The organism is Peribacillus glennii (genome assembly GCF_003429105.1).
Lineage (GTDB): Bacteria > Bacillota > Bacilli > Bacillales > DSM-1321 > Peribacillus > Peribacillus glennii.
Genome location: NZ_QVTD01000006.1, coordinates 228232 through 254462 on the forward strand (window position 1 = coordinate 228232; position 26231 = coordinate 254462).

The window sequence follows — 26231 nt, forward strand, 5'->3', positions numbered from 1 at the left end:
TGTCTGTCAAATCGCCTTACCCAATTTGTGTTCCACTCTTACCTCGCTGCTTAGGCGTGTGTGCCGCCATCTACAATCAATACATCACCAGTAATAAAATTAGACGCATTGGATGCAAGGAAAACGGCAGCACCCTTTAAATCATCATCTGACCCAAACCGCCTTAACGGTGTTGATTCAATGATGGGATCCTTGCCTTTTTCGATTAAAACCTTTGACATCTTGGTCGGGAAAAAGCCAGGAGCAATCGCGTTTACATTTATGTTGTATGGACCCCATTTTACCGCCAGGTCTTTCGTGAAGGTAATGACCGCACCCTTGCTTGTGTTGTAGCCGATTGTGTTCATCACTCTTGGATCCGTTCCTCCAAGGCCCGCAACTGATGCGATGTTGATGATTTTCCCGCCTCCTTGCTCAATCATGACCCTTCCCGCTGCCTGGCTCATTAAAAAGGTTCCCGTCACGTTCACATTAATTACCTTTTGCCAGGCTTCCAGTGGCATATCTTCAGCAGGTGCCCCCCACGTTGCGCCGCTGTTATTCACCAAAATATCGATGGAACCGAATTCTTTTTTCGTTTCAACAATGACAGCCTGAACATCTTCTGGATTGGAAATATCACATTTTAACGCGAGCGCTTTGACCCCGATTTGCCGCACACGTTCCGCAACTTCTTCACATGCTTCCTTTTTCCGTGAGCATAAAACGACATTGGCCCCCGCTTCAGCAAAGCCTACAGCGATCTGTTCTCCAAGCCCGCGGCCGCCCCCTGTAACAATTGCCGTTTTTCCGGTTAAATCAAATAATTCCATAACTTTCATTTGCCACACTGCCTTTCCATTCAATTTATGAGCAATTATTGGTGTTTACGGAGTTCCAGCTTTGCAATCTGGGCTTTGTGCACCTCGTCAGGACCATCGGCAAGCCTTAATGTACGGGAATTGGCCCACTGGGCGGCCAATGGTGTATCACCGGAAACGCCAGCACCGCCAAATGCCTGTATGGCACGGTCAATGACCCGAAGAGCCATGGATGGGGCGACTACCTTGATCATCGCAATTTCCGCTTTGGCTTCCTTATTGCCGACTGTATCCATCATATAAGCAGCTTTCAAAGTCAACAGACGGGCCTGCTCTATTTCAATCCTTGATTCTGCAACCCATTCCATAATGACTCCCTGCTTGGAAAGCGGCTTTCCAAAGGCCACCCGACTTTGAATGCGTTTACATAATTCATCAAGCGCACGCTCTGCAGCACCAATCAACCGCATGCAATGGTGGATTCTTCCAGGCCCGAGCCGTCCCTGTGCAATGGCAAACCCTTTCCCTTCTCCCCAAATCATGTTTTCAGCAGGCACTCGTACATTTTCATAAGTGATTTCGGCATGTCCGTGCGGGGCATGGTCGTAGCCGAAAACCGGCAGCATCCTCTCTATCTTCACTCCTGGAGAGTCAAGCGGTACCAGAATCATCGACTGCTGTTCATGGCGGTTGGCATCGGGATCGTTTTTCCCCATAACGATGGCGATTTTGCAACGGGGATCTCCTGCCCCCGAGGACCACCATTTGCGGCCGTTAATCAGATAATGGTCGCCATCCCTTTCGATCCGGGCTTCTATATTTGTTGCGTCCGATGAAGCCACATCCGGCTCGGTCATTGAAAAACAGGAACGGATTTCTCCTTCCAATAATGGTTTTAGCCATTGCTCCTTCTGTTTTTCAGTGCCGTAACGCACCAGGACTTCCATGTTTCCCGTATCAGGGGCATTGCAATTGAAAACTTCAGGTCCAATAAGGGACCGGCCCATAATTTCACATAAAGGCGCATACTCCAGATTCGTCAGTCCCGCTCCATATTCGCTTTCCGGCAAAAACAGATTCCACAGCCCCTCCGCCTTCGCTTTTGCAGTAAGTTCCCCCATGATTGGCGGTATGGCACCCCATCTATCGCTTTGTTGGTTCAGCTGCTGCTGGTAAATCGCTTCATTTGGATACACATTTTCATCCATAAATTGCGTTAATTTGCGCTGGAGTTCTTTGACCTTTGCAGAATAGGAAAAATCCATAAGTATCCCCCTTTATTAAACTAACCGGTTAGTATGTATCACTTTTAAGTATACGTCCTTTTGGAAAATATTCAACTATTAAACTAAAAATTTTAAATATTACAGATAGTTGGAATTTTGATAATCCATATAATTTTTTGATGTATTCCTGAATTTGATGACACCTTTCAATTTATTGATCATTTTATATGAAAAGCCGGCGAACTATTAAAAACGGGTCGGCCCAAATTTCAAGGCCGCCCCTTTCTACTCAACCGATAATGATTCTTTCTTTTGGATAATGGTAATTGTCCGATTTCTCTCTTCTGCCCATGATAAATAGGAAAGAAACGATGCCTACACGCCCTATGAACATCAGGATCATGTCTATGATTTTGCCGGTGGTGCTCAGGTCTGGGGTAATCCCAAAGGAGAGCCCTACAGTACCGAAAGCGGAACAAACTTCAAAAATGATTTGCGTGAGTGAAAAATCCTCGGTTATCGTCATTACTATGATGGAAACGAAACAAAGCACAATCCCCATCAACATTACAGCCGTGGCTTTATAAATGTCTTCCTCGCATATCTCGCGATCGAAAACTTTGATGGACCGGCTGCCTCTGGCAAAATTCCACAAAAATAAGATCATGATTGCAAATGTAGTGGTTCTTATCCCGCCGCCGGTCGAGCTGGGGGATGCCCCAATGAACATCATAAAACTCATCAACAATTGCGTGGGCTCTGAAAAGCTGTTGATATCCATTGTTGAAAGTCCGGCGCTTCTTGTATTGGAAGACATGAATAAAGAATAAAAAAATGCTTCATGCCAAGCTTTCCCTGCCAGAAACCCATTGAATTCCAGCAACAATATCAATACGGTCCCACCGAAAACAAAGCCGAAAAAAGTGACCGAGGTTATTTTTGAGAAAAGAGAAAAGCGGAATTTATAAACTCTTGCCCTGTTTGAAAGAAATTCCTTTGTTTCAATAAGGACCGGAAAGCCGATCGCCCCAAGAATCAGAAGCAGGATCGTGACCGTTTGGATAAAATAATCTCCTTTATAGGGAATCATCGATTGCCCGGTGATATCAAACCCGGCATTTGTCGTAGCGCTTACCGACAGGAACAGCCCGTGAAGCATGGCCTGATTCAAGTCAGGATAATACCTTAGGAAATAAATTCCCAGCACAATGGCGCCGATCATTTCGATGATGACGATAATCTTGATCAGCTGGATCAAAAGTTTAACAAGACCGGAGAGCTGAGTTTGATTTTGGTCAGTCATTATCAACTGCCGTTCCTTCAGGCCAATTTTTTTTCCCAGGATGACCCACAAAAAAGTTCCCAATGTCATAACGCCTATTCCTCCGAACTGCAACACGAACATCAGGATAAATATTCCGGGTATGCTGAAGGTATCCACAATATTTATGACAGATAAACCGGTTACACTTACGGCACTGACAGCTGTAAATAAAGCATCCAGAAAGGTCCACCTGACCTCCGGCTTGATCGCTATGGGAAGGCTTAACAGCAACGTTGAAACGGTGACCGCGATAAAATAATAACCTATTATGATTTGCACAGGACTCAATTTCTGAATCACAGCTTTAAAAAAAGTCCACATATAATTATTCCTTTCATTATGTTGGCCGCATGTGCCAGGTTCTATTATGAATAAAGCCAAAAAAATTGCTGCAAATTATAAAAACTATAGCCCATATTAGAAAGAAACTGATTAGCCTTTTCTTGCTTTCCCTTCCATTATACACATTGTTTTAAATAGCAGGTAATACGATAGAGGGCACTTGTCAAACGGTGAATGCCGTCGCATCCGCGAATCCTCCTTTGTGCAATAACAGGAAGTTTTCCCAACATTATTTATAGTAAAACCTGATCTGGTATCCATACTAGTAAATACAGGGGTTAAAGCCTCTGTAATACATGAATTTCAGGGGGAAAATAACAATGGCAAGCAGAGGAAGCAGGAACAAGCTATTAGTGCCAGGTGCCGAACAGGCACTGGAACAATTCAAATATGAAGTTGCACAGGAGTTCGGCATTCAGCTTGGCGCTGAGCAGTTTTCCCGTGCAAATGGCTCCGTCGGCGGCGAAATCGTGAAACGCCTCATTGCACAAGCCCAATCTGAACTGCAAGGAAAATAATAAAGTAAAAATTTCATACAACATGGATTGGAATCGCTACAATAAAAGCATCCAAATGCTTTCATGGCCAGCTCATAAAAAAAGGCTGTCTTCACGTTGTTCGTGTTGACAGCCTTTTTGCTCATTCATCATCGAAAATCCGGAAATGCCGCTCCTTCAGCAGGTCCGGCCTTTTATGAAGTTCAAGCGTTCGCTCGGCATTTTTATGCCGTTTGTCTTTTCTCTTAACCCTTTGTTGTTGAATGTTCTTTTTCATATTTTTTTCCTTGTCTTTCAATTTGTTTTTTACCTGATTTTTATCCGGGATTTCTACCTTGTGCCTCTCGGGCAACTTAATTTCATTTCTTTCCCGCAAATTATGTTTATCATGCGCGGCTGATGGCGGTGAAGGCTTTTTTATAGTGGCCGTACCAGGCCTGCCCGGTTTAGGTTGTTCAGGTACCTTGGCATCTGGAACATGATGCCGGGGGGCAGCCATTTTTACCTTTGTCTGATCCGTTTGCTTTTCTGGGTTGGGCTTCGCTTGCGTGTTTTCCTTTTCCTTTACAGGGTTTGATGCTGTACCTTGGTTCTCGTTCTCCTTTTGTGATTGCCTTTTTTCTGAGCCATTCGAATTCTGGCCCTTTACCAGTTTCTTTTCAACATACTTTCCAGTCGAAAGGCCCTTCTGCTTCGCCATATTTCGATCGGTTGTGGTTGCATTAATTATCTTTACGTTCTCTCGCGGGACAAGGTCCGACGTATTGAGTTCTGTTACCTGTTTTTTCAATTCCTTTTCCAGGTCCTTATCTTTGTCCATCATTGTGGTCGATACAACGATTTTTCTATGTTCCTTGAAATAACCGAGCTTGTTTATTGTACTGACGATTTCCTCCGTTACTTCTTTCATGTGCTTATCCCGGAGGGCAAGATGCTCCACCACTTCTTTCCCTTCCTTGTTCAAACCTTTTACATCAACTATTTCCAAGTCGTCATCCAAAGCCAATTCAATGCTTGGATTTACGTCTATCGTCATATAGGCGGACACTTTTTCATCAAATGTTCCAGGCAAAATAGAAAGTCCAAGGATCACCGCAGCCGCAGTAACAATGATAGATGTCTTTTTTACGGAAAGGGGAAAGAATGATGAAGTACTTCGCATTTTTGGGTAAATAGGTGTAAATGAAATTTCCGCGCCTATTTCATAGGGCCTTTCCCCGCGCCGGGCCTTATGAAACTCGCCTTCAGGGGTCAATACGGTAACATATTTATTATCTATTTCTAAAATAATCCCTTTTTTCATCATTCAACCCCCCCTTTTATATACTCATGCAGATATAAAAAATCACCATTTAAAATGATTGACACGGCAATAATGTATTTTCGGTTTCTTTCTATCGTCTTCCTGCTCACATTTACTTTCGCTTCAAGCTGCTTTATGGGCAAGCGCTTTTTGGTGAACAGAATTTCATTTAATTCCGGGTCGCCGACAAGCAATTTCGCGATGGAAACAGCCCCCTCTCTCGCATCTGCATGCTTTGGAGAATTCTCGGCCAAATCGGCGAATGTTACCTCAAATTCAGATAATTGCTTTTGATAACGCATGATTTCTTCCCTGCGTTTTTCTGTTTCCTTTAGTTTTTCGTACTCCTGCATTGATTTTTCTGCTTCGAGATATTCCTGGGCAGAATTGCCCTCATTTTCCAAACTAAGGTCGAGGATAAGGTCCTTGTTTCTCGACTGGCTCCTCAAGTAATCGATCACCCTCCGTTTTACCAGGGTTTCAGCAAACGCCAATAGCGAACTTCCCTTTTCAGGGGTGTATTTATCAATTGCTTCATTAAAGGCAATAAGGCCTATGCTAAATTCATCGTCTGATTCATTTATATAACGCCTGCACACTGATGAAACTGTTTTGGCAATAAACGGTTTGAAAGAGCTTATCAATTGATTGCGGAGCGGACCGTCCCCATTTTGTATTCTCAACACTGTCTCATCTAACGATCCTTTTTTCTTAAATGAAGTAAATAAATTGCTTAGCATAAGCTCACCCCGTTTCTATGGCACATTGTAACATAGAAAGTACCAATTCTATTCTTCTAGAGGTGAGTCCAAAAAGAACAGGTCCAAAGGACCTATTTATGACCTTGAATCATCCTGCCCCCAAATTTTTGGAGCGGCTATGTAGTTTCACTCTTTTCGTTTTTGGCACTATAACAACAATACGAACAAGAGGATTGTTTTTCGGGGGTAAATCAATTTTTTATCCGTATGTAAAAATATTGGTCTGGATTGACGCTGGTTAATTATTCCCCTATTGGCGAGGCTTCGTAAAGTTGACGACAGAGGGGTAGTCAGGCTCCAAAGGCATTGCTACATCGATTAGCGTACTTAGCCTGTGTTCTGCATTATGCAATGTTTTATACTCTTACCTGCCAAAAAAAGCCTGCCATCGGGCAGGCCTTTTTTCGCGTTACGTTTCTTGTGTTTTCTTTTCTTTATTGCCGGTGAATAAAAAACCTCCTACAGCGATTCCAATCAATATGGTCCAGAAAATCGACTTCCATATAGTCGACTCTGGGAAGTGGCGGTCCAGCACTCCAATTGCGGGGTGGGCAAGAGTGAATACGGCCAGTTTTACGCCAACCCAGCCTACAATAAGGAAAGCAGCTGTTTCAAGGGACGGACGATCATGAAGAAGCTTGACAAAGGCTGTTGCAGCAAAACGCATCATTACAACACCAATGATGCCACCAAGGAACATCACCATGAATTGCCCACCGTCAATACCGCCGATTTGGAACCAGCCGGATTCTGGCAAGGTAACCGCTAGCGCTACGGCTGCAAGCATGGAGTCGATCGCAAATGCGATATCCGCAAGTTCAACCTTCAACACAGTCATCCAAAAGCCTGGTCCGTCATTCCCTTTGAGATCTTTGGGTTCCCGTTCTTTCCCTGCAGACTGCCTATATATATTCTGAAACGCAATATACAATAGGTAAATCGCCCCGATGGCCTGTACCTGCCACACGTCGGCGAGATAGGAAATAAGGAAAAGGCTCACAAACCGGAATACAAAAGCACCAAAAAGCCCGTAAAACAATGCCTTTCTCTGGGATTCTTCCGGCAAATGCTTGACCATGATTGCCATTACCACAGCATTGTCTGCGGCAAGTAGTCCCTCAAGCGCGATCAGGACCAATAACACCCAGCCATATTCCAGTAACATAGAAGCATCCATATTTATCGCCCCCCTTTGTAATATTCCTTTTTGGGGCAGCAATAACTCTTCGGTATGTACTTCTGCATTCAGGAACTTCATTCATTCCGTTACCAAAAATTAAAAGGGCCTCTGCCCTAATAAAAGGCAAAAACCCTCTTGAATTTTATGAAAAACCAAGCACCAATAAAAGAAGTTAATTGTCCCATTCATTCTTTTTCTTGGCTTTCCCTGAAATTTTCAAAAGCTTGAGATAATGACGGCCGAATTTCGTCCAATTTGTATTGCCTGAAAAATACTCCTTAAATAAAGATAGAAACAATTCATATTTTCCATGGTACGGATACCATTGTATTTCAGTTTTCCGCATGCCGCTGTCTTTTACGATCGCCTTTTCATGGCAGAACATACGCATGCTGTTTTCTCCGTGATATCTCCCGATCCCGCTCTGCTTGGCCCCTCCAAACGGCAGGCTGTGGTTGGCAACTGACACGAGCACGTCATTGATAACGACTGCACCTGTAACCAATCTTCCGGCTACACGGTTTGCTTTGACATCATCCTGTGTCCAAACGCTGGCATTCAGCCCGTATTTGCTGTCATTCGCCAGCGCGATTGCCTCTTCTTCATCATCGAATGGCATAATGGGCAGTACAGGGCCAAATGTTTCTTCTTTCATAATAGCCATGGAATGATTTACATTCGACAATATGGCAGGGGGAAGGAACAATGTTCGCCCTGTTTTCCATTCATCAGGGTCAGTGCCGGTTTCTAATACCGCTCCGTTTTGAACAGCATCTTTAATATGGCTTGCGACGATTCCTACCTGTGCTGGAAAGGTCATGGAACCAACATCGTCCGAAGGTGCTGCTCCCTGCCTTAGTTCCCTCGCTTTCTCCTTCAGCAAAACCAGGAATTGATCATAAATCGGCCGCTCGACGTACAGTCTTTCGACACTCATGCAAACCTGGCCGCTATTTGTAAATGCCCCCCAAAGCGCTCCGTTTACCGCCCGCTCGAGATTGGCATCCTTAAAGACAATCATCGGATCCTTTCCCCCAAGCTCCAGAGTGCAAGGGATGAGTTTTTTCGCTACCGCTTCCCCGATTATTTTCCCTGTCCTGACGGAGCCTGTAAAAAAGATATAATCAGGGTTGTGCTCAACCAGCGCAGCCCCAACTTCTTTGCCGCCATGAGCAAATTGTATGACATCCTCCGGAAACCCTGCTTCGATGAACAGCTGCTCCATGCACTTGCCGACCATCGGAGTGATCTCGGACGGTTTGGCTATGACCGTATTCCCTGCAGCAGCTGCGCTTAGTATTGGCACCATCGCCAATTGCAGTGGATAATTCCAGGGCGAAATGATAAGCACCACACCCCGCGGCATATACTCGATATACGATTTTTTCCCGATAAGAAGCAGCGGTGTGGCCGCCTTCTTCCTTGCCAAAGATTTCACCGCATGCTTTTCGATATGGATGATTCCATCCAAAGTGGGCATAATGTCGGCGACAATTGCCTCCGTTTTGACCTTTCCGGTATCTTTTGAAATGATTTCCGCGATTTCATCCATTTTTTCGGCCATCAGATGCCGCAGCCTTTTAAAATAAACAAGGCGTTCAGAAACAGCCAATTGGGACCAGGTTTTAAAAGCAGTATTCGAACGTTCGTAAATAAATCCCGTTTCTGAAAGGGATGTCTCAGCCAGTTCGCCAATTTCTTCCCCAGTTGCCGGTGAATACACCTTCCAAGCCGGTTGCATTTCTATCATGCCAATCCCTCACTATCGAATTTGGATTTGGTACATTTGTTCGCGTTTATTCCGAAGATAAAAATCGACCATCGAAGGAACTCCATCGCTAAAACGAGGACATTTGATACCTGAGCCATCCAGGTCTTTTTGTGCCTGGGAACAAACAAAAACACCCATCCATGTAAAATAATCCAGGGCTTCTTTTTCAACGCCCAAGAAAGACCTTAAAGGTTTTATCGAAAGCATTGCCCTGCTTACCGATAAAGGAAGTGTCCCTTTCAGTTTGCATTTATATAGTTCTCCCACAAACAGCTCATATATTTCTGTTGCAGTAAGAGGATCAGGGTCGGTCAAATGATACGTCTTTCTTGCCCCATCCTTATATAATGCCAAATAGGCAGTCGCCTGTATAATATAATCGACGGGAACCACATTAACTACACATGCTGTTTTCCCACCGAGCTTAGGGAATATAGGAAGGAAGCTAAGCCTGTCAAGGAAGTTTAAAATAAAGTACGGCCCATCGAATTTAATAGTCTCACCTGTTGTAGAGTGCCCTTTTACGATACCGGGCCTGATTATGGTAACCGGAACTTTCTCTTTCTGTTTCAGCTCTTTCACCAATACTTCCGCCTCGAATTTTGTGCTTTCATAATGATTTTTAAAACCTGCAGGCCGTACCAGCTCATGCTCGTATAATTTCCCTTCGCGGGTACCTGCAACATATGCAGTGCTAAAGTATACATAGCGGAGCACCTTCAATCCCAAAACCCAGTCGTTCACATTTTTGGTGCCGCTCACATTTACAAGGTAAGCTGTTTTCTCGTCGACTGCCAGGTCATAGATTGCTGCCAAGTGGAAAACATGGGTGACTTCAGCATGTAAGCGATTATTCACTTCTTCCGAGAATTGCAGTCCCGCTTTCGTAATATCGCCCTCTGGTATCGTGAATTCTGTCAGCCTTCTGCCTTTGGCTTGGGAGAACTAGAAAATAAGCCCGGGCAAATCGGCCGTCCCTTTGCAACAGTTCCCTGATAAGCTGATTGCAAATGAATCCAGGAAAGCCCGTAAAGAAATAAACACGCCCCATGCACTCGCCTCCTAAAAATAACATTAGTACGATTTCGTACATTTCATTAAAAATACTATAGACTTGTCAAATAATAAATTTGAAAATTCCGAAAAGTACCAATAATTTTATCTTGTATTTTTAAGATAAAGACGCTGGAAAGAAGAAATTTTTATTATCATTAAAGAAGTTTTTCCGTTACTATATAAGAAAGCACTTTAAGAAAGCTTGGTATCAATACAAGAGGTGAATGCACAATTGAAAAGAATACTTAAAGCTTATGATTACCCCATTTTCATAGCTGTTGTGCTGCTCTCCCTATTTGGATTAGTCATGGTTTACAGTTCAAGTATGATTACAGCAGTAGCCCGTTATGAATATTCGATGGATCATTTCTTCCAAAATCAAAAAAATGCGCTGATTCTGTCATTTATCATCATGATGGTCGTGATGATTTTGCCGTATAAACTATATAAACATAAAACATTCTTAATGGCCATGATGGGAGGGATCGCCTTCCTGCTCCTCGTGGTCACAATTATTGGCCATACTGCCGGAAACGCGACCAGCTGGTTTAAATTAGGAGCACGCGGGCTTCAGCCGGCTGAATTCTCCAAGTTGGCCATTATCATCTATTTGTCAGCGATTTACGGAAAGCGGCAGGACAGGATCAATGATATCGATAAAGCTGTTATTCCCCCCATCGTCTTTTTGGCAGGCATCTGTTTCTTAATCGTCCTCCAGCCTGACTATGGGAGTGTAGCGATTATCCTCCTGATTTCGAGTACCATTATTCTCTGTTCAGGAATGAATGTAAAAAGCATGGGGAAATTATTCATGATCTTTTTATTGGTGGCAGGGATTTTCATTCTGGGAGTTGTCGTTACAGGAAATACATCGGATGTTTTTTCAAAAGAAAGGGTCTCCAGGTTCACAGGGCTATCCAATCCATTTGACAAGGGCGATGACGGCTTCCAGCTCGCCAATTCTTTGCTTGCAATCGGCTCCGGGGGGATAACCGGGGTGGGGCTCGGTGATAGTGTTCAGAAATATGGTTATCTACCGGAACCTCATACGGATTTCATCATGGCGATCATTGCCGAGGAGCTTGGCATTTTCGGAGTTTTGTTTGTGCTGGTTACTCTTGGGTTTATTGTATTGAGGGGCTTGATGCTATCCGCCAAATGCAAGGATCCTTTTGGGAGCCTGCTACTGATCGGCATTTCATCCATGATTGGGATCCAGGTAGTAATCAATGTCGGCGGCGTTACGGGGCTTCTGCCAATAACGGGTATAACGATGCCCTTTATAAGCTACGGCGGTTCGTCACTGCTGCTGCTTATGGTATCGATCGGGATTATGGAGAATGTAATTATGAGAATGAACTTAATGGAACAAAAAGAAATTGCAGAGACAAGCCCGGCTAGCAAAAACATGTAAAAAAAGCAGGAATCTTCCTGCTTTTTTTACTGCCGGTTATAAAGATGGCGGTTATCAAATTCCTTTATGTTGCTTCATTATTTGAGCGCCGTCTCCTTAAAAGCAGGTTCGGCTTCGGGCCTTCCAATTAAATACCCTTGGGCCAAATCCATGCCGATATCCTTGCAAAATTGCAGTTCTTCCATTCGTTCAATACCTTCGGCAAGAGTCTGAATATTCAACTCCCTGGCTATATGGACAACATTTTTCAAAAACTCCTGTTTCCCACTGTCACTGTCGCAATTCATGATTTTCGACCGGTCAATTTTCACATAATCAGGCTGTAGCTCTACCATAACATCAAGGGTTGAATAACCTTCTCCGAAATCATCCAGCGCCACGCCCATTCCCTGGTTCTTATATGTACGGAATATTTTTTGCAAATGGCCAATGTCCTCGATTTTTTCCGTTTCCACAACCTCAAAAACGAGGTCTTCAGGAGTTACGCCATATCTCTCAACAATTTGGAATGTATGCCGTAAACAATATTCCGGATTATATATCGTAGACGGCAGGAAATTAATAAAGCTTTTAATTCCGTTTTTAATTTTTCCGCCACGGCTTTTGATTGCCGTTTCCCTTGCTTTTTGATCCAATAGGCTGTGCATGCCGGTCTCCTGGGCAACCCTGAACAATTGGCCTGGAGAAACCCTGCCGAGCGGATCTCTCAGTAACGATTCATAAGCAAATAAGCTATTATCCCTAAGCAGCACGATTGGTTGGAAATATCCCATGAAATCGGTTGATTGAATGATTTGTACAGTTTCATTGTTACTGATCCTGGCACGGATTTCCCTATATGGATACGTAGTAAACGGCTCTTCCAACTTTTTCAACAACGTGCTCTGGAAGGTGTCGGCCTCGGGCAAAAGGCTCAGGATATCAATCTGACGGGACAATTCCGCCATTGAATGGTATTCAATGAAAACACCTTTATCATTTTCGATCCGGCCCGGAATAGCTTCCAGTAACCCGTCGCCAGATTTTCCTTCCAAATATATAAACCCCTCTTCATGCAGTGTAAAATTAACGCCGCACAGGTTGCAGCCATTTTCCATACTTATCCTCCCTTTAAAAAATATCCCAATAAATTAAATGTAACACGAAACTTTAAGCCCGTCATGAGATAAGAATGTCTGAGATCAATCCACGAGGGGAGGGGAGAAAAAAACAGGCTCTGCTCAGCAGTACCTGTAAGTATGAAAAAGACTATGGCAACTCACTGATGCTCAGAAAAAGTCTGCCATTCATAAATGATGGCTAAGAAGCCGTGATCCCTGCCGAAATTTATAATTGGCTATGCAGCCATACAGAGAGCATTGGCAGGAGTTGTGGCAGCAAATGAACGATTGGATGCGGCTTGCGGTTGATTTTCGGTACAGGCAGCCAATGACTGCAGGTCTGGAATTGCCTGGATTAAAACGGCGGGATCCTGATTTGTCAAGGCTTTAGAGAACAGATTTAACAGCTTCTCTTGTTCTTCTTCTGGCCAATAGATTCCGGCACTGCAGGATTCATTTTCATGCCGGGACTTTTCAAGCCTCGACTTCGCCCGATGAAATACGGATTTCACTGCCATTTCGGTTGTCCCAAGTAGTTCTGCAATCTCATTTGCCCGATATTGAAAACCCTCTTTTAAAGCAAAAACCACCGCTTGCTTTGGCGTAAAGTGTTGGGCCAATTGCTCAACCGCTTCGATGACCCGGGAGAGTTTGTTGTCATGCCCCAGCATGTATTCCTCTGCAACATTTTCAAGCGTTTCATGCTTCCTTTTGCGGATGGAATCAATCCAGGAGTTATAGGCTATTTTTTTTAATAGGGCGAAGCTGATGTCCTAATGGCGTATCGCTTTTAAAATGGCTTCCTGTGCGATATCGTCGCCGTCCCACTCGTTGCGGGCCAGGAAACGGCAGTACCGCTGAAGTGCTGGGTAAAAATTAGCGACCATGGTTTCCGACAGCCCGCCATTCTTTTCATCCAGCTGCCCAAGCTCATCTTTCATTTATGCTCACTCCTTTAACACCTCTGTATCCTTCTAACGTATCAGCCTTATAAAACGATACGGGCAGCGATCATTTTTTGTAAGAATATAAAAAGTCACCGGACTTTTGCAAATCTCAGCAAATCACCATAAATGATTTCATCGGACAAATGAAACTCATTCCATACTGTTTCCTGGTATTTTTCACAGGCTTGGGCTTCAATTTCCTGTCCCGTTTTCTTATCATAACAATTATTATCCTGCGCGATCATTGTTTTGCCGACAAATCCACCATCGCGAAAGATGACTGGATGCCGGCTATCCCTTGTAAACAGATCTTGGCTAAAAGACATAAATTCCTTTGTGTCAATGCCCATAAGATGGAGCAAGGTTTCGCGAATATCAATTTCCCCACCTGGAGTCCCGATGGTTTTGCCTTTTTGGCCAGGAATGTGGATGATCACCGGAATTTGCTTGTATCTGGTATCATTTACCGGGTTTGGCGGGTTGCCCAGCATCTCGCTTAAAGCTGGTTCATATTTTTCTGAGATTCCATAATGGTCCCCATATAGCACAAATACTGTGTCGTCATACATCCCTTTTGCCTTTAGCCCGCCAAAGAGCGTTTTGATTGCTTCATCCTGGTACCGTATCGTGGTCACATACCGATTTACGACATCTTGGTCTGTATTGGCAGTAGATATCATTTGGTCTTTTTCGTTCAACAAAAACGGAAAGTGGTTGGTCAATGTAATGAGCTTTGCATAATAAGGCTTAGGAAGCCTTTCCATTTGGTTTATAGATTGTTCAAAAAACGGTATATCCTTAATGCCGTAATTTATGGAATTTTCATGCGTAACCTTGTAATCTTTCTTCGAGAAGAAACGGTCATAACCGAGTGTTTGGTACATTTGTTCCCTGTTCCAAAATGTTGGGTCATTGCCGTGGAATGAGGCCGCATAATAATTGCCGTTTTCCTTCAGGATTTTCGGAAGGCTGATAAATGTATTTTCAGGCCTGCGGACAAAAACCGAGCCTCCTGATAATGGATATAATCCGGTATCGATCATGAATTCCGAATCCGAGGTTTTTCCCTGGGCCGTTTGGTCATAAATCTGGTTGAAATAATAGCTCTCCTTCACCAGGCTGTTTAAAAATGGGGTAATTTCCTTTCCATTCACTTTTTGGTTGACCACAAAATCCTGGGTGGATTCCATGCTGATCAGAACAAGATTCTTTCCTTTTGCCGTGCCGAATAATTCATGCTTTTCATTTTTTTTTCGTGTGATATACTCTTTCATTCCCGCGGTATCTGATTTCCCGGCAAAAACACGGTCGATGGGCGGGCGGATTCCCGTCAAAATATCATAAAAATGATAATTATAAGGCCCAATGGCTGTAACCATCTGGCTCCGGTTGTAGGCTGATGAAAACAAATGCGGGGATGAAGCAAGGCCCATGATTGCCGATACCGCAATAAATGCTGCCCCAATCGCCGCGCATTGCCGCTTTCTATCAAATGAAATGGGCTCAAGCTTCGCCTCCTTCACCTTCCTTGCAAGCAATATTGCGGCAAGGATATCGACAAACAGGAGCAAATCCCAGCCCTTCATCAATTCAAATGTGCTCGGGCCAATCCCTCCTACATTATTAAATTGAAAAAGAATCGAAACCGTCACAAAATCAATATAAAAGCGAAAATATAATAAATCAGCATAAAGCAGAGCGGTAACCAAACTCATGATCATGATCAGCAAGGGTCGGTTCAGCCTGGCCCCGAAGAAAAAACTGCAGCCTAAAAGCAGGATTAATGATCCGGCCGGCCCCGACAGAACCATTAGCACATCCAGCAAATCCTGGACGGGCAAATCAAACCCGGTCAAAGAAACCAAAACCGTTTTAAGCCACATCGACAAGAGGCAGAATAAAAAGAAAAATCGGTCGTTCTTGCTTATTTTTGTTTCTCTGATCATAGTGCCGACGGCCGATCTTTTATAAGGGTATCTGCTTCCTTTTTGAGAATGGCGACTAAAAGAGGCAGATCATCGAATACCTGCTCACCCATGAAAGCTACCTGGATCCAGTTCCTTTTTAACAAATATCCGCTTTCGTAGCTTACAAGGATCTTTTGTTTTTTCAGCCTGTCGCCAAGTTCATTTGACGATATTCCTGAAGGGAGGCAAATCGTAACCACACCGGGTGAATATGAATGGTCCCCAATCACGTCAAATCCTTTCTCCTTGAAGTATTCCCGGATCCTTCCTCCTGACGTACGGACGAATGTTTCCCTTAGGCTAAGGGCGGCCTTCAAAGCGTTCACCAGATTGGATGAATGAGTGAAAGGGGCGCTGCCTGCCGCATGGTAACTGCCCAAATCCAAATATGCAGGCAAAGCCCCGTAAGGCCTGATTTCGTCCCTATGAAAGACAATGGCTAATCCTGGATATGATCCCAACCCCTTTCCGCTTGTGGAAGACGCTAAATAAATACCATCCAAATCAACAGGGATGACACCGATTGAACTGCAAGCATCAACACAAAGCTCTACCCCGTGTTTTTTGCAGACGGAAAGTATGCCTGGCAAATCATATAAAAAACCGGTTGAAGTTTCGCAATGAACCGTCCATAGCCACTTTATCCCTTGGTTATTACATAGATAGCTTTCGACATCTTCAGGAGTCACCGGCTCTCTCCAGCCTTTTTCAATCGTGCCAAAATCAAGGTTGAAACGGCTGGCATGATCGATGAGCCGGTATCCGAACTCGCCATTGGCAAGCAAAAGTCCCCTGCCGGGAATCCTGGTAAGCTGGGCCGCAATGATATCATTCCCAAGCGTTCCCGTGCCGGTGACCACCTGTGCGAAATTAGCATTTACATACTGGCACAGCTTCAGGCGGACCTCCTGCAATGCATTCAGGAAAGTTTGAGAACGGTGGGAAACAGGCGAATGCGCGAAAGCCTGTTCTACCTCCTTATGCAATGGCACCGGTCCCGGGAGAAAATTCATCATCTTATCGCGGGCTTTACGGTGCATCACCCTCTTAAAAGCTTTGGTGGAATTCTCGAACCGTTCTTTCGTCAGGAACATCGGCTGAAACCGGGCACCTTCATTCCCGACCATTTGCCCAAACGGCTCGAACCCAATTTTTTTGTACAAGCGAAGCTGCCGTTCTGTACCTGAGATTACAGCGGTATTATAGTTTTTGTCCAGGCAGTGAGCCGCCAAAAGATGGACCATTTTATAAAAAACATAGCTTTTACGATACTCTTCTTTCACTGAAAGCAGCCGGATTTCACAAGGAACAGCTCCCTCAGGCAGAATCTCATCCAGGTTGGATATTTTTCCATCAAGCGAAAAAGGGCGATTTGCGCGCACCGAAATCATTCCGACCACTTCTGACTGTTTCTTGGCGATTATATAGGTATTCTCTCCATCAAAACGGTCTACAAGGCGGAGCTGCCCGTTCCCGGTATGCTGAGGAATCTCTTCGACGAAGGTCTTATAATTCAGCTTATAAATTTGTTCCAATTCATCCAAATCGGATGCTATTTTATAAATCAGCTGTACTGAATCCATCTATGTCGCTCCTTTATGTACTAGATTTTGGGGATGGATGGAGGTTGATGATATGAGAAAGAATTACTGCGGTAAGCATTGCGAATAATCCAACCGTATAGGTCCAGGATGTACTGAAAAAAAAGGAGGTTATCGGAATGGTAGATAAAGCGGCCAAGCCCGGGATCGTAAACCTACGGAAAAGCATATAACCGGTGCCCATCACAACACCTGTAACAAGGATTGCCACAGGAACTAAATACAGCGTGGCTGAAAGAAAAACCACTACTCCCTTTCCGCCATGAAACCGGAGCTGAACAGGGAAAAAATGGCCGAGCAGGACCGCTATTGCGCTTGCGGCCAATACCGCATCATTTCCATTTGCTAAATAATTTGCCGTAATTAGGGCAACCATCGTTTTGCTTATATCTATGAAAAGTGTAAAGAAAAAACCTTTTTTGCCGAGCAGCCTCCCTGCATTCCGGGCCCCTGCATTACCGCTCCCATAATGACGGATATCCTTACCCGACAAAAATCTGGTGACATAATAAGCACCATTCACACATCCCAGTGCATAAGAAAAAAGAATCAGAAAAAAATACAGGATTTCTATCCCCTTCCTCTTTTATTACCAAGATAATCTCATAATAAGTACATTCTTTACCATTATATAACAATTGGTTTTTTTGAGAAAGGTAAAATAATCGGTTGGAAAATTGAATTTTATGAATGTAAAAGGCTCTCTCCAATATATTTTGTTTTTTGCTCTCTTCCATAAACCCTGGTTTCACACTGACTTTTCAGCAAAGCTGAAAGATTGTAACACTGCATACACCAAGAAAAAGCTGCTTTCTCCTTGGTCTTTGCAGTTGGAGTTTGCATGAGCATCCATAATTATCAATGTGTATCTCTTTCGTTCTATCTAGATATGAAAACCAGGGAACCAAAGCAAGGCCCCCACCAGTTTGGTGAGGGCCTTAAAGCATTCGGCTAAGTATATATGGAATTTATCAATTAAATGTCGCCCGCCAATATTTTTTTGGCTCATTCATATAAAACATTGTTTCACACGCCTTTAAGCTTTAATCCATAGATGAAAGGTGGCTCTATCTACAAGGGCAGAGGAAGAGAAAGCTCGCTTTCTCCTCTATCCATGCAACTACAGCTTACATGACCCAAAATCAAGAAGAATAAGTAATTCTGAATACTAATTCTTTAGGTCAACCTTTTATCTTTTTATCTTAGATCCATAGGGTTATAAAGCTTAACATCAGGATTTTTGTCATTGAACCAGCGAAGGGCAAATTCATTTTCAAACAGAAACGCATATTTATCATAACGGTCTTTAACCAGGATGCTTCTTGAACTGTGCAGGCTTTCGTCCACCTTCTCATCTTCAGCCCAGCGCGTGATCTTGCTTCCAATCCGTTCCATGATGACTTCTACATTGTATTCGTTCCTCATCCGGTGTTCAAATACTTCAAATTGGAGCTGCCCTACAGCGCCAAGAAGATATTCTTCCATTCTTACAGTCTTGAACAGCTGGATAGCACCTTCCTGGACGAGCTGGTGGATTCCCTTATGGAAATGCTTTTGTTTCATTACGTTCTTTGCAGTCACACGGACAAACAATTCCGGGGTAAACTGCGGAAGCCGTTCAAACTGGTACATTTCCTTGCTTGTCGTGATCGTGTCGCCGATCTGGTAATTACCGGTATCGTATAAACCAATAATATCGCCGCTTACCGCTTCATTTACTGTCGCGCGGTCATCTGCAAGAAATTGCGTGGACGAAGATAGATTGATCGGTTTTCCGGTCCTGCTAAGGAATACACTCATCCCCCGTTCAAATTTTCCGGAGCAGATCCGCAGGAATGCGATACGGTCACGGTGCTTCGGGTTCATGTTGGCCTGGATTTTGAATATGAATCCAGAGAAGTCATTGCTTACAGGGTTTACTTCCCCGCTTGTAGCATTTCGCGGCTGCGGAGCGGGTGCAAATTTCAAATAAGCATCCAGGAATGTCTGAACCCCGAACGTTGTCAATGCGCTTCCAAAGAAGACCGGGCTCAATTCACCTTTTGCGATTTTTTCCTCGGAGAATTGATTGCCCGCTTCTGTCAGCAGCATGATTTCCTCAAGCGTTTGTTCATAAAGCGGTGAGTTCTTCAATTCATGGGGAACAGCCAGTTCGCCATCTTCATTAAGCGGAAGGAAACGCTCATCGCCTTCGGATTTGAATTGTTCGATTCGGTTATGGAAGCGGTCATATATTCCGACAAAGTCCTTCCCCATTCCTATCGGCCAGTTCATTGGATAAGATTCAATGCCAAGCACTTCCTCCAGCTCTGCAAGCAGCTCCAGAGGCGTTTTTCCTTGGCGGTCCAGTTTATTGAAAAAGGTAAAAATCGGGATGCCTCTCATTCGGCAAACCTTGAATAATTTAATCGTCTGGTCCTCGATCCCCTTTGCGGAATCGACAATCATCACTGCACTATCTACGGCCATCAGTGTACGGTACGTATCCTCACTGAAATCCTGGTGGCCCGGCGTATCAAGAATGTTCACCCTGAAGCCGCTATAATCAAACTGCATGACAGAAGATGTTACCGAAATTCCCCGCTGTTTTTCAATCTCCATCCAGTCGCTGGTCGCATACTTTCCCGTTTTCCTTGCTTTTACGGTTCCGGCATCACGGATTGCTCCCCCAAATAATAACAGCTTCTCGGTTAGTGTCGTCTTTCCGGCATCCGGGTGGGATATTATCGCAAAGGTCCTTCTTGATCCGACCTCTTCTTGTAGTGTGTCAACCATGAAATCATTACCTTCCTTTATTATAATTACTATCGCTCTATTGCATGTTAATAATGGCCCTCGCACAAGGGCTCACAATTGATTACATTGGAATTCTGCCTTTCCTCATCTACTCCCGGATAAAAAAATGAATAAATTTGCTCGTTATATCAATAAACTGCAGACTTATCAATAAATCCTCCCATTATATCAATAATCAGAAGACTTATCAACAAATTCTCCGGCATATCTATAAATTGAAGATTTTACCCGACAAATCCTCCCGGCACATCTGTAAACCGGTGTTTCCTGAAATCAAGGACGCATCTTTACGTATATATAAGATACGAAAAGTTGTGTTTTCGCACATAAAGAAATATATCATACAGGCTTCACGCTGGCTATAACCATGCAGGATTTAATCTGCCCAAGTCCGCCGTTTGCCCACAAAAAAAAGGCACTTTTGGAAGCGCCTTTTTAATTGACCATATTCATCTTCTGGATGTTTTTAACTCGCTTTTTGTTTTTCAAGTACTTCCTTGCTTCATTGATGATTAATGGAACAGCTGCAACCAGTAGTTTTTTCATCATATTTTTGATCATTCCCATCATTCCTTTCTTGCTACTCTTTACCCTTTTGATCGGGCAGGAAAACATTGAGGATTTTTTTGGGGATGCAGACTTTGGTTGTTATGGCCTATTTGCCGGTTTTTATCTGGAACCGATCCAGCTTACCCTTCGTCTGGTCACTTAACTCTTTGACTTTTGCAAGATCCGGCATTGGTTTTTGCATTTCGGCCATTAAGGGATACAGGCTTTTTTCAATATTTATATAATCTTCCGGGAACTTTGCCTCAACCTTTTTTTCAATTGTGTCCCATTCTTCTTCCAATCGGCTTCCGATTTGATTTAAGGATTTGGGATCCGCAGCTCTTTCCGTGCTTTGCTTGGCTTCTTTTATGATGGACAACACCTTGTCTACACCTAGTACGATATCATCAGTATTTTCATTGCCATTTTCGTCAGCTGCATGTGTTGGCTGCATTGTCTCTATATCTTCAGAACTCTTTGTCCCTTCTGGCTGGCTATTGTGATCAAGGCCTGATGAACAGCCGCCCACCATCAGAATAACGCAAACCATGAATGGAAAAATAAACTTTTTCATAAGTTAAACCTCCTTTATCCGCAAGTCTGTCCGTACATGCAATTTATAAACACTAAGAAACAACAATTTTTCTTTTTTTCCAAAAAATGAAGTTTGAAAAATGGAGCGAATGGGAAAAAGAAATTATAGTAGTGTCTGCATCATCTTCATCTATTTCGATGAAGGTAATCCCTTATCTTTTTTCCTTCCTATCCGTTCAAAAAAAGCTTTGGCTTGTTTTCTATATTCTTGTGGATTTAGAATGGATGGTTTATAATTTGAAGCAACGGGATTTCCTAATTTACCCTATAAAATTCACATATTATCAAGGATCAGAGGGATGCTCTAGGTTAAGGCCCAGGGTACTTGATAATGTGTGAATTATATTTTCCAGATAAGGAAGAAGGTAAGTCACATATTAATTTTTGTGTTTATTTTAGGAGGATTCATGAATGACAGTAACAGGCAGAGTTAAATGGTTCAACGGTGAAAAAGGTTTTGGATTTATCGAAGTTCCCGGCGGAAATGACGTATTCGTACATTTCTCGGCCATCCAGGGAGAAGGTTTCAAAACTCTTGATGAAGGCCAGGAAGTTGAATTCGAAATTGAAGAAGGCGACCGCGGACCTCAAGCTAAAAACGTTGTAAAATTATAATGTGAATTATCCATTCATCAGGATGCTGCTTTTTTGCAGCATCCTTTTTATTTTGCTGCCGAACTATAAAATAGCGTGCACCTGGCATGATCGGATTTTTTTCACTAGTTTAGGCCCTCCATATTCGGGAATTAATAAAATATTATAACTTATAAGGAGATGCATAAATATGAAACCTTTATATACAACTGCTGTAACAGCTACCGGGGGAAGGGAGGGCCATGTACAATCAGAAGACGGAATCATTAATTTCGATGTACGGATGCCAAAAGAGCTCGGCGGTTCCGGGGAAAAGGCCACGAATCCCGAACAGCTTTTTGCTGCAGGATATGCAGCTTGCTATGATAGCGCCTTGAATTTAGTAATCCGTAAAAAAAGGGTCAAGGCTGATAACACTGAAGTTACGGCCAATGTCACAATTGGCAAGGATGAGGCAGATGGGGGCTTCAAACTTGCAGTCCGGCTTGATGTTTCGATTCCCGGGTTAAGCAAGGAAGAAGCGGAGACCCTCGCCCAGGAAGCCCATAAGGTGTGTCCATATTCTAAGGCTACACGTGATAATATTGATGTTACGATTATCGTTATTTAATGCCTCATAATCTAAAAAAGGCAAAATCTCCAGTTCCGGAAACTTTGCCTTTTTGTTTTCCTTTATATTTTTATTCTTTCCTTTTCCCTTACCCTCGACAGAACGACCAGCCCGATTAACGTCAATACCATTAACGAGCCAAGAGCCATGCGGCTTGCGGCATTTCCAAGATCGGCAAAAACCAATGTGATCGTTCCATACAGGAAAGGGCCGACGATGGATGAAACCTTTCCCGAGAAGGTAAAGAGCCCAAAGAATTGTCCCCGCTTATCTTCAGGTGTGAGCTCTACGATAAATGTCCTGGAGGTCACCCACATAGAACCAAGGGCAATCCCAAAAAGGCTGCCTGCAAACCCAGAACCAGGCGGCATTCGGGGCAGCGGCAGCGACTCCAAGTGCCACGAATAAAAGAGTCCCCACATACGTAACAGCTAACTTTGAACCCTTAGCCTTTGCTACATATCCAAAGAGAAAGGAACCAATAATACTGGATACCGTTGAAACAAGATACAATAGAATAAAGCCTCCCGAAGAGAATCCCACCACTGCCTTTGCATAGACCGCCATCATACCGATCGCGGTCGCAATCGCATCATTCAAAAAGAAATAGGCGATCATAAAAGTATAGATGGATTGATGTGCCCTCATCTCTTTGAAGGTTTGGATAATCTCTTTATATCCAGATAAGAACGGGAACCGTCCCTGTCCTTGCTTAGGTTTGTCTTTTATGAATATAAACAGCGGCAGCGAAAATACGAGAAATAACACGGCTGTCGGAATAAAAGCTTGATGTGATCCATTTTCCCCCACAAAAGGATAAACGGCCAGCCCAACCAATGTCCCGATATAACCATCGGCAACCCCAAATCCTGAAATTAGCGGCAGCTCCTCTTTTTTGCCAAAATCCGTGATCATTGCATCATAGAATACAAGGCTTGAATGATAAAAGAATTTCGCGATAAAGAACAGCATCACGACAATTGCAAGCGGCAATGGAACGCCAAACAGTTTTCCTTCAAGCTCGAGACCGCCGAATATTCCCATAAAAAAGGTGCCCGCAACTGTAATTAAAGTGAAAATCATAATGTATTTCTTTTTTCGTCCTGTACGGTCGATCATCACCCCGAATAAGGGCGTGAACAAAACCAGGAAAAAGCTTGCGAAGGCATTCGCGTAAGAAATGAATGTACTGGCAATCTGGTTAAGCACTTCGTTTTCTCCAACCGTTTCCTGCAGGTAAAATGGAAAGAATATGGTATTGATATTCGACGAAAAAATTGTATTCGCAAAATCATAGAAAGCCCACGACAACACCGGCAGCGAGAAAAACAATGCCAGCCTTCCCTTTTTTTTCGGGGGAACGGTTTCTATTTTAGAATCCATGTCCACTCATCCTTTGCTCATGATCTTCCTTTCCACTATTCCATATTGGTACAAAAAACCCTTTCCATTTACAATTTTTTACGATGTCTCACACAAACCTTTATCTTATATGTATAAAAGGTGGCACCAAGAATGCATCTTTTTTTAAAAAAAGCATCATGAACCCATGAAGATTCACAATGCCCTTCCTACAGAAAAATCATCGTTAATTAACCAAACTTATTTTGGAGTTCGTCCCTTAAGCGGTTCGGCAGATTCACCATCGTATCATTCAGCACATCGAGTTTCGCTTCAATTCTATGAAGCAAATATAGAGTGACGACAATTGGAAAGCCAACGTCACCAATAAAGGGCAGAAGTTGATCCATGTTTATTCACCGCCTGTTTCTTCATCTTACTGGAGCAGGGATAGCCATGCTTTCGGCCATCCCTGATTCCATCCGGAACGTTATTTCACATCATATTCATTGACGTTCCTTTCAACAACACGGACGCCTTTTTTGCCGACGAAATCACCGGATGCGGACGTGAAGACATTCGCTGCAATGATCGTATCCATTGCCTGCTTCACGGCATTGATATCGACCGGTTCGATCGGATCCTCGATCGAGATGGAGGATGTCTTTCCTTCCTCCGTCACAAATAACAATTCCAATGTCTTTGCCATTTCATTCACCTCCTCATGTTATTTTGTTAAAATTAAGCAGAAATTGTTGACGTGTCCTGGCGGGCTATTTCGCTTAGTGCATGTGTTTGAAGATTAGCCAGGGACTGCGCAGTTTGAAACAAATCATCAGCCGTCGCACCATTCTTGATGTTGGAAAAGGATTTTCGTTTTAATTGCGGTTCTCCTTTTTCATTTACTCCCGTTTCAAAAGTAATTCTCAATGTACTTGTGTATAACATTTGGTTTGCCATGTGCGCTCACCTCCTTTCACTCTCTATATACCAGGAAAGGGAAGGAAAGTAGCATTCAGGAAAAAAATAATTTTTGTTGCGCTAACATTCAATAAAATAGGAGAATCCAATTATGAAGCTGGTTTTCTTGATTTCGATGTGTTCCCTCATTGTTCTGATCTTATTTATTGCAGGAAAAGGAAGAGAAACGAATAGAAAGCCAGGACGTCATCCCCATGCCCCATTAAAAATAGCCCACCGGGGAGCGGCGGGCCATTGTCCTGAAAACACAATGTCTGCGTTTAAAAAGGCTGTGGAGCTTGGCGTTGATTTCATAGAAATTGATGTCCAATTAAGCAGGGATGGAAGGCTGGTCGTAATTCACGACACAACGCTTGAACGGACTACGGACGGCAGCGGCAATGTACGCGACCACGATTTTTGCGATTTGAGGAAATTGGATGCAGGAAGCTGGTTCCATTCCGATTTTAAAGATGAAAAAATCCCTGCTTTTGAAGAATTGCTGGAACAAATACTGCCGCATGCAGGCATTCTAATTGAACTTAAACATCCTTCTCTTTATCCCGGAATCGAAAAAAGGCTAGCGTTCGAAATTGTGAAACATAATTTGCATTTGGAGAAAGACCCGAGGCTAATGGTTCAATCATTCGACATTGCTGCAGTCAAAAGGTTTCAATCACTGATTCCTTCTCTTCCGGCAGGTGTACTGATAAAGCATCATCCAATGGGAATATCCAATAAAAAACTCAACGAGTTGTCCTCGTTTGCACAATTTGTTAATTTGAAACAAACCATGATGACTTTGAAACTGAAGAAAAAAATCCATGCGCATGGAATGAAAGCTTTTACCTGGACAGTAAACAACCAAAAAAAAATCCAAAGGTTCGAACTGATGAAGTTAGACGGCGTGACTACAGACTACCCGGACCTTTTCAGAAAAAAGCGCCGCTGAATCATGACAGGGTCTGACCCATAAGATCTTCTAACATTTTTAATCTTTCAGCTTAGTATAGGGTCGTTAACGTCTGATTTCTTCAGCCTTTTTTAACAGCTTGCCTTTTTGGGGCTAATTGCATTGGAAGCTTCGAATTTGATTTGTGTCGATTCCGAAGTATACCCATCTGCGCTGATTTTGTCTCCATCGATAGCCTGCAACAGAATTCCTTCCGATATATGTCGGATAGAACCAGAAGGAGGACCCGCTTCTAAGCCAAACATATGTGAAGCGGTATAAACACCTTCTCATCGAACCGGGATCTACAGCGTAAAGTCCAGCTTGCTGCATTTGCGGCACATAAGAAGGAGGTGGTGATGTCGGAGGGCCTCCCAATGGTGAACCTCCAGATTGCGGACCTCCAGATTGGGTACCTCCAGCTTGCATGCCTCCATACTGCGGGCCTCCAGATTGCGGATCTCCAGCTTGCATGCCTCCATATTGGGGACCTCCGTATTGCGGACCTCCAGCTTGCATGCCTCCATATTGGGGACCTCCGTATTG

Annotated in this window: 26 protein-coding genes and 1 pseudogene; 5 read left to right on the plus strand and 22 right to left on the minus strand. The window is 43.5% G+C overall.

Going from position 1 to position 26231, the window contains the following annotated elements; translation table 11 throughout:
- Positions 1–50: 50 nt before the first annotated feature.
- The 3 genes from D0466_RS12260 to D0466_RS12270 all read right to left on the minus strand — a co-directional run bounded on the left by D0466_RS12260 (position 51) and on the right by D0466_RS12270 (position 3671).
- Positions 51–821, minus strand: coding sequence for an SDR family oxidoreductase (locus tag D0466_RS12260; protein WP_117322862.1), 771 nt, complete (start codon positions 819–821; stop codon positions 51–53).
- 35 nt (positions 822–856) lie between these two features.
- Positions 857–2065, minus strand: coding sequence for an acyl-CoA dehydrogenase (locus D0466_RS12265; RefSeq protein ID WP_117322863.1), 1209 nt, complete (start codon positions 2063–2065; stop codon positions 857–859).
- 250 nt (positions 2066–2315) lie between these two features.
- Positions 2316–3671, minus strand: coding sequence for a TrkH family potassium uptake protein (locus D0466_RS12270; RefSeq protein ID WP_117322864.1), 1356 nt, complete (start codon positions 3669–3671; stop codon positions 2316–2318).
- Between the two features lie 341 nt (positions 3672–4012).
- Between D0466_RS12270 and D0466_RS12275 the strand changes: the two genes are divergently transcribed.
- The gene (locus D0466_RS12275) at positions 4013–4210 is read left to right on the plus strand and encodes an alpha/beta-type small acid-soluble spore protein (protein WP_117322865.1); all 198 of its coding nucleotides are present in this window, start codon (positions 4013–4015) and stop codon (positions 4208–4210) included.
- Between the two features lie 121 nt (positions 4211–4331).
- On the opposite strand, the gene D0466_RS12280 is transcribed toward D0466_RS12275, so the two are convergent.
- The 6 genes from D0466_RS12280 to D0466_RS23470 form a co-directional block, all read right to left on the minus strand.
- The gene (locus tag D0466_RS12280; RefSeq protein ID WP_117322866.1) at positions 4332–5495 is read right to left on the minus strand and encodes an anti-sigma factor domain-containing protein; all 1164 of its coding nucleotides are present in this window, start codon (positions 5493–5495) and stop codon (positions 4332–4334) included.
- Positions 5492–6232, minus strand: coding sequence for an RNA polymerase sigma factor SigI (gene sigI, locus D0466_RS12285; RefSeq protein ID WP_117322867.1), 741 nt, complete (start codon positions 6230–6232; stop codon positions 5492–5494). Before sigI ends, D0466_RS12280 begins: the two co-directional genes overlap by 4 nt.
- 430 nt (positions 6233–6662) lie before the next feature.
- Positions 6663–7430 carry a TerC family protein gene (locus D0466_RS12290; RefSeq protein ID WP_117322868.1) on the minus strand — a complete coding sequence of 256 codons (768 nt, stop codon included), beginning with the start codon at positions 7428–7430 and terminating at the stop codon, positions 6663–6665.
- Positions 7431–7605: 175 nt separating this feature from the next.
- Positions 7606–9183, minus strand: a complete 1578-nt coding sequence (locus tag D0466_RS12295; RefSeq protein ID WP_325048715.1) for an aldehyde dehydrogenase family protein — start codon at positions 9181–9183, stop codon at positions 7606–7608.
- A gap of 12 nt (positions 9184–9195) precedes the next feature.
- Entirely contained in the window at positions 9196–10062 is an 867-nt protein-coding gene (locus tag D0466_RS12300) for an SDR family oxidoreductase (protein WP_325048716.1), read from the minus strand.
- Positions 10055–10255 (minus strand): SDR family oxidoreductase, encoded by a 201-nt coding sequence (locus tag D0466_RS23470; protein WP_325048717.1) that lies wholly within the window; start codon positions 10253–10255, stop codon positions 10055–10057. Before D0466_RS23470 ends, D0466_RS12300 begins: the two co-directional genes overlap by 8 nt.
- Before the next feature lie 237 nt (positions 10256–10492).
- Here D0466_RS23470 and D0466_RS12305 point away from each other — a divergent pair, with 237 nt between their 5' ends.
- Positions 10493–11674, plus strand: a complete 1182-nt coding sequence (locus D0466_RS12305; protein ID WP_233522629.1) for an FtsW/RodA/SpoVE family cell cycle protein — start codon at positions 10493–10495, stop codon at positions 11672–11674.
- 77 nt (positions 11675–11751) lie between these two features.
- Here the strand turns inward: D0466_RS12305 and D0466_RS12310 are convergent, their stop codons facing one another.
- The 8 genes from D0466_RS12310 to D0466_RS12345 form a co-directional block, all read right to left on the minus strand.
- Positions 11752–12771: an EAL domain-containing protein gene (locus tag D0466_RS12310; protein ID WP_117322869.1), complete on the minus strand. Its 1020-nt coding sequence runs from the start codon at positions 12769–12771 to the stop codon at positions 11752–11754.
- Positions 12772–13010: 239 nt separating this feature from the next.
- Positions 13011–13445, minus strand: a complete 435-nt coding sequence (locus tag D0466_RS12315) for a sigma factor-like helix-turn-helix DNA-binding protein (protein WP_117322870.1) — start codon at positions 13443–13445, stop codon at positions 13011–13013.
- 102 nt (positions 13446–13547) lie between these two features.
- Entirely contained in the window at positions 13548–13715 is a 168-nt protein-coding gene (locus tag D0466_RS12320) for a sigma factor (protein ID WP_117322871.1), read from the minus strand.
- Positions 13716–13810: 95 nt separating this feature from the next.
- A complete protein-coding gene (locus tag D0466_RS12325) occupies positions 13811–15667 on the minus strand; it encodes an LTA synthase family protein (RefSeq protein ID WP_117322872.1) in 1857 nt (618 codons plus the stop codon).
- Positions 15664–17271 carry an aminotransferase class V-fold PLP-dependent enzyme gene (locus D0466_RS12330; RefSeq protein ID WP_117322873.1) on the minus strand — a complete coding sequence of 536 codons (1608 nt, stop codon included), beginning with the start codon at positions 17269–17271 and terminating at the stop codon, positions 15664–15666. The genes D0466_RS12325 and D0466_RS12330 overlap by 4 nt, the downstream gene beginning before the upstream one ends.
- Before the next feature lie 13 nt (positions 17272–17284).
- Positions 17285–17863 (minus strand): glycerol-3-phosphate acyltransferase, encoded by a 579-nt coding sequence (locus tag D0466_RS12335; RefSeq protein ID WP_117322874.1) that lies wholly within the window; start codon positions 17861–17863, stop codon positions 17285–17287.
- Positions 17864–18486: 623 nt separating this feature from the next.
- Positions 18487–20064: a peptide chain release factor 3 gene (locus D0466_RS12340; protein WP_117322875.1), complete on the minus strand. Its 1578-nt coding sequence runs from the start codon at positions 20062–20064 to the stop codon at positions 18487–18489.
- Positions 20065–20740: 676 nt separating this feature from the next.
- Entirely contained in the window at positions 20741–21208 is a 468-nt protein-coding gene (locus D0466_RS12345; protein ID WP_117322876.1) for a hypothetical protein, read from the minus strand.
- A 431-nt stretch (positions 21209–21639) separates the two neighbouring features.
- On the opposite strand from D0466_RS12345, the gene D0466_RS12350 reads away from it, so the two are divergent.
- Both D0466_RS12350 and D0466_RS12355 read left to right on the plus strand, forming a co-directional pair.
- Positions 21640–21843, plus strand: coding sequence for a cold-shock protein (locus tag D0466_RS12350; RefSeq protein WP_117322877.1), 204 nt, complete (start codon positions 21640–21642; stop codon positions 21841–21843).
- Positions 21844–22012: 169 nt separating this feature from the next.
- Positions 22013–22432 carry an organic hydroperoxide resistance protein gene (locus D0466_RS12355; RefSeq protein ID WP_117322878.1) on the plus strand — a complete coding sequence of 140 codons (420 nt, stop codon included), beginning with the start codon at positions 22013–22015 and terminating at the stop codon, positions 22430–22432.
- Positions 22433–22494: 62 nt separating this feature from the next.
- Here the strand turns inward: D0466_RS12355 and D0466_RS12360 are convergent.
- The 4 genes and pseudogenes from D0466_RS12360 to D0466_RS12375 all read right to left on the minus strand — a co-directional run bounded on the left by D0466_RS12360 (position 22495) and on the right by D0466_RS12375 (position 24733).
- A pseudogene (locus D0466_RS12360) lies at positions 22495–23815 on the minus strand (MFS transporter).
- A 209-nt stretch (positions 23816–24024) separates the two neighbouring features.
- Positions 24025–24183 (minus strand): YvrJ family protein, encoded by a 159-nt coding sequence (locus D0466_RS12365; protein WP_117322879.1) that lies wholly within the window; start codon positions 24181–24183, stop codon positions 24025–24027.
- A gap of 80 nt (positions 24184–24263) precedes the next feature.
- Positions 24264–24482, minus strand: coding sequence for a DUF2922 domain-containing protein (locus D0466_RS12370; RefSeq protein WP_117322880.1), 219 nt, complete (start codon positions 24480–24482; stop codon positions 24264–24266).
- Between the two features lie 32 nt (positions 24483–24514).
- Complete coding sequence (locus D0466_RS12375; protein ID WP_117322881.1) at positions 24515–24733, minus strand: DUF1659 domain-containing protein; 219 nt, start codon at positions 24731–24733, stop codon at positions 24515–24517.
- Positions 24734–24845: 112 nt separating this feature from the next.
- Here D0466_RS12375 and D0466_RS12380 point away from each other — a divergent pair, with 112 nt between their 5' ends.
- Complete coding sequence (locus D0466_RS12380) at positions 24846–25685, plus strand: glycerophosphodiester phosphodiesterase (protein WP_117322882.1); 840 nt, start codon at positions 24846–24848, stop codon at positions 25683–25685.
- 114 nt (positions 25686–25799) lie between these two features.
- Here the strand turns inward: D0466_RS12380 and D0466_RS22565 are convergent.
- Positions 25800–26231 (minus strand): hypothetical protein (locus D0466_RS22565; RefSeq protein ID WP_407675633.1); only part of this gene is annotated, 432 nt, incomplete at its 5' end.

Bases quoted from the DNA above. Each gene is read 5' to 3' on its own strand.
- D0466_RS12295 (WP_325048715.1), bottom strand. From the start codon at position 9,183: ATGATAGAAATGCAACCGGCTTGGAAGGTGTATTCACCGGCAACTGGG.
- D0466_RS12375 (WP_117322881.1), bottom strand. From the start codon at position 24,733: ATGGCAAACCAAATGTTATACACAAGTACATTGAGAATTACTTTTGAA.
- D0466_RS12350 (WP_117322877.1), top strand. From the start codon at position 21,640: ATGACAGTAACAGGCAGAGTTAAATGGTTCAACGGTGAAAAAGGTTTT.
- D0466_RS12365 (WP_117322879.1), bottom strand. From the start codon at position 24,183: ATGGATCAACTTCTGCCCTTTATTGGTGACGTTGGCTTTCCAATTGTC.
- D0466_RS12320 (WP_117322871.1), bottom strand. From the start codon at position 13,715: ATGAAAGATGAGCTTGGGCAGCTGGATGAAAAGAATGGCGGGCTGTCG.
- D0466_RS12355 (WP_117322878.1), top strand. From the start codon at position 22,013: ATGAAACCTTTATATACAACTGCTGTAACAGCTACCGGGGGAAGGGAG.
- D0466_RS12370 (WP_117322880.1), bottom strand. From the start codon at position 24,482: ATGGCAAAGACATTGGAATTGTTATTTGTGACGGAGGAAGGAAAGACA.
- D0466_RS12265 (WP_117322863.1), bottom strand. From the start codon at position 2,065: ATGGATTTTTCCTATTCTGCAAAGGTCAAAGAACTCCAGCGCAAATTA.
- D0466_RS23470 (WP_325048717.1), bottom strand. From the start codon at position 10,255: ATGGGGCGTGTTTATTTCTTTACGGGCTTTCCTGGATTCATTTGCAAT.
- D0466_RS12310 (WP_117322869.1), bottom strand. From the start codon at position 12,771: ATGGAAAATGGCTGCAACCTGTGCGGCGTTAATTTTACACTGCATGAA.
- D0466_RS12330 (WP_117322873.1), bottom strand. From the start codon at position 17,271: ATGGATTCAGTACAGCTGATTTATAAAATAGCATCCGATTTGGATGAA.
- D0466_RS12340 (WP_117322875.1), bottom strand. From the start codon at position 20,064: ATGGTTGACACACTACAAGAAGAGGTCGGATCAAGAAGGACCTTTGCG.
- D0466_RS12270 (WP_117322864.1), bottom strand. From the start codon at position 3,671: ATGTGGACTTTTTTTAAAGCTGTGATTCAGAAATTGAGTCCTGTGCAA.
- D0466_RS12345 (WP_117322876.1), bottom strand. From the start codon at position 21,208: ATGAAAAAGTTTATTTTTCCATTCATGGTTTGCGTTATTCTGATGGTG.
- D0466_RS12260 (WP_117322862.1), bottom strand. From the start codon at position 821: ATGAAAGTTATGGAATTATTTGATTTAACCGGAAAAACGGCAATTGTT.
- D0466_RS12315 (WP_117322870.1), bottom strand. From the start codon at position 13,445: ATGCTGGGGCATGACAACAAACTCTCCCGGGTCATCGAAGCGGTTGAG.
- D0466_RS12325 (WP_117322872.1), bottom strand. From the start codon at position 15,667: ATGATCAGAGAAACAAAAATAAGCAAGAACGACCGATTTTTCTTTTTA.
- D0466_RS12380 (WP_117322882.1), top strand. From the start codon at position 24,846: ATGAAGCTGGTTTTCTTGATTTCGATGTGTTCCCTCATTGTTCTGATC.
- D0466_RS12280 (WP_117322866.1), bottom strand. From the start codon at position 5,495: ATGATGAAAAAAGGGATTATTTTAGAAATAGATAATAAATATGTTACC.
- sigI (WP_117322867.1), bottom strand. From the start codon at position 6,232: ATGCTAAGCAATTTATTTACTTCATTTAAGAAAAAAGGATCGTTAGAT.
- D0466_RS12290 (WP_117322868.1), bottom strand. From the start codon at position 7,430: ATGGATGCTTCTATGTTACTGGAATATGGCTGGGTGTTATTGGTCCTG.
- D0466_RS12275 (WP_117322865.1), top strand. From the start codon at position 4,013: ATGGCAAGCAGAGGAAGCAGGAACAAGCTATTAGTGCCAGGTGCCGAA.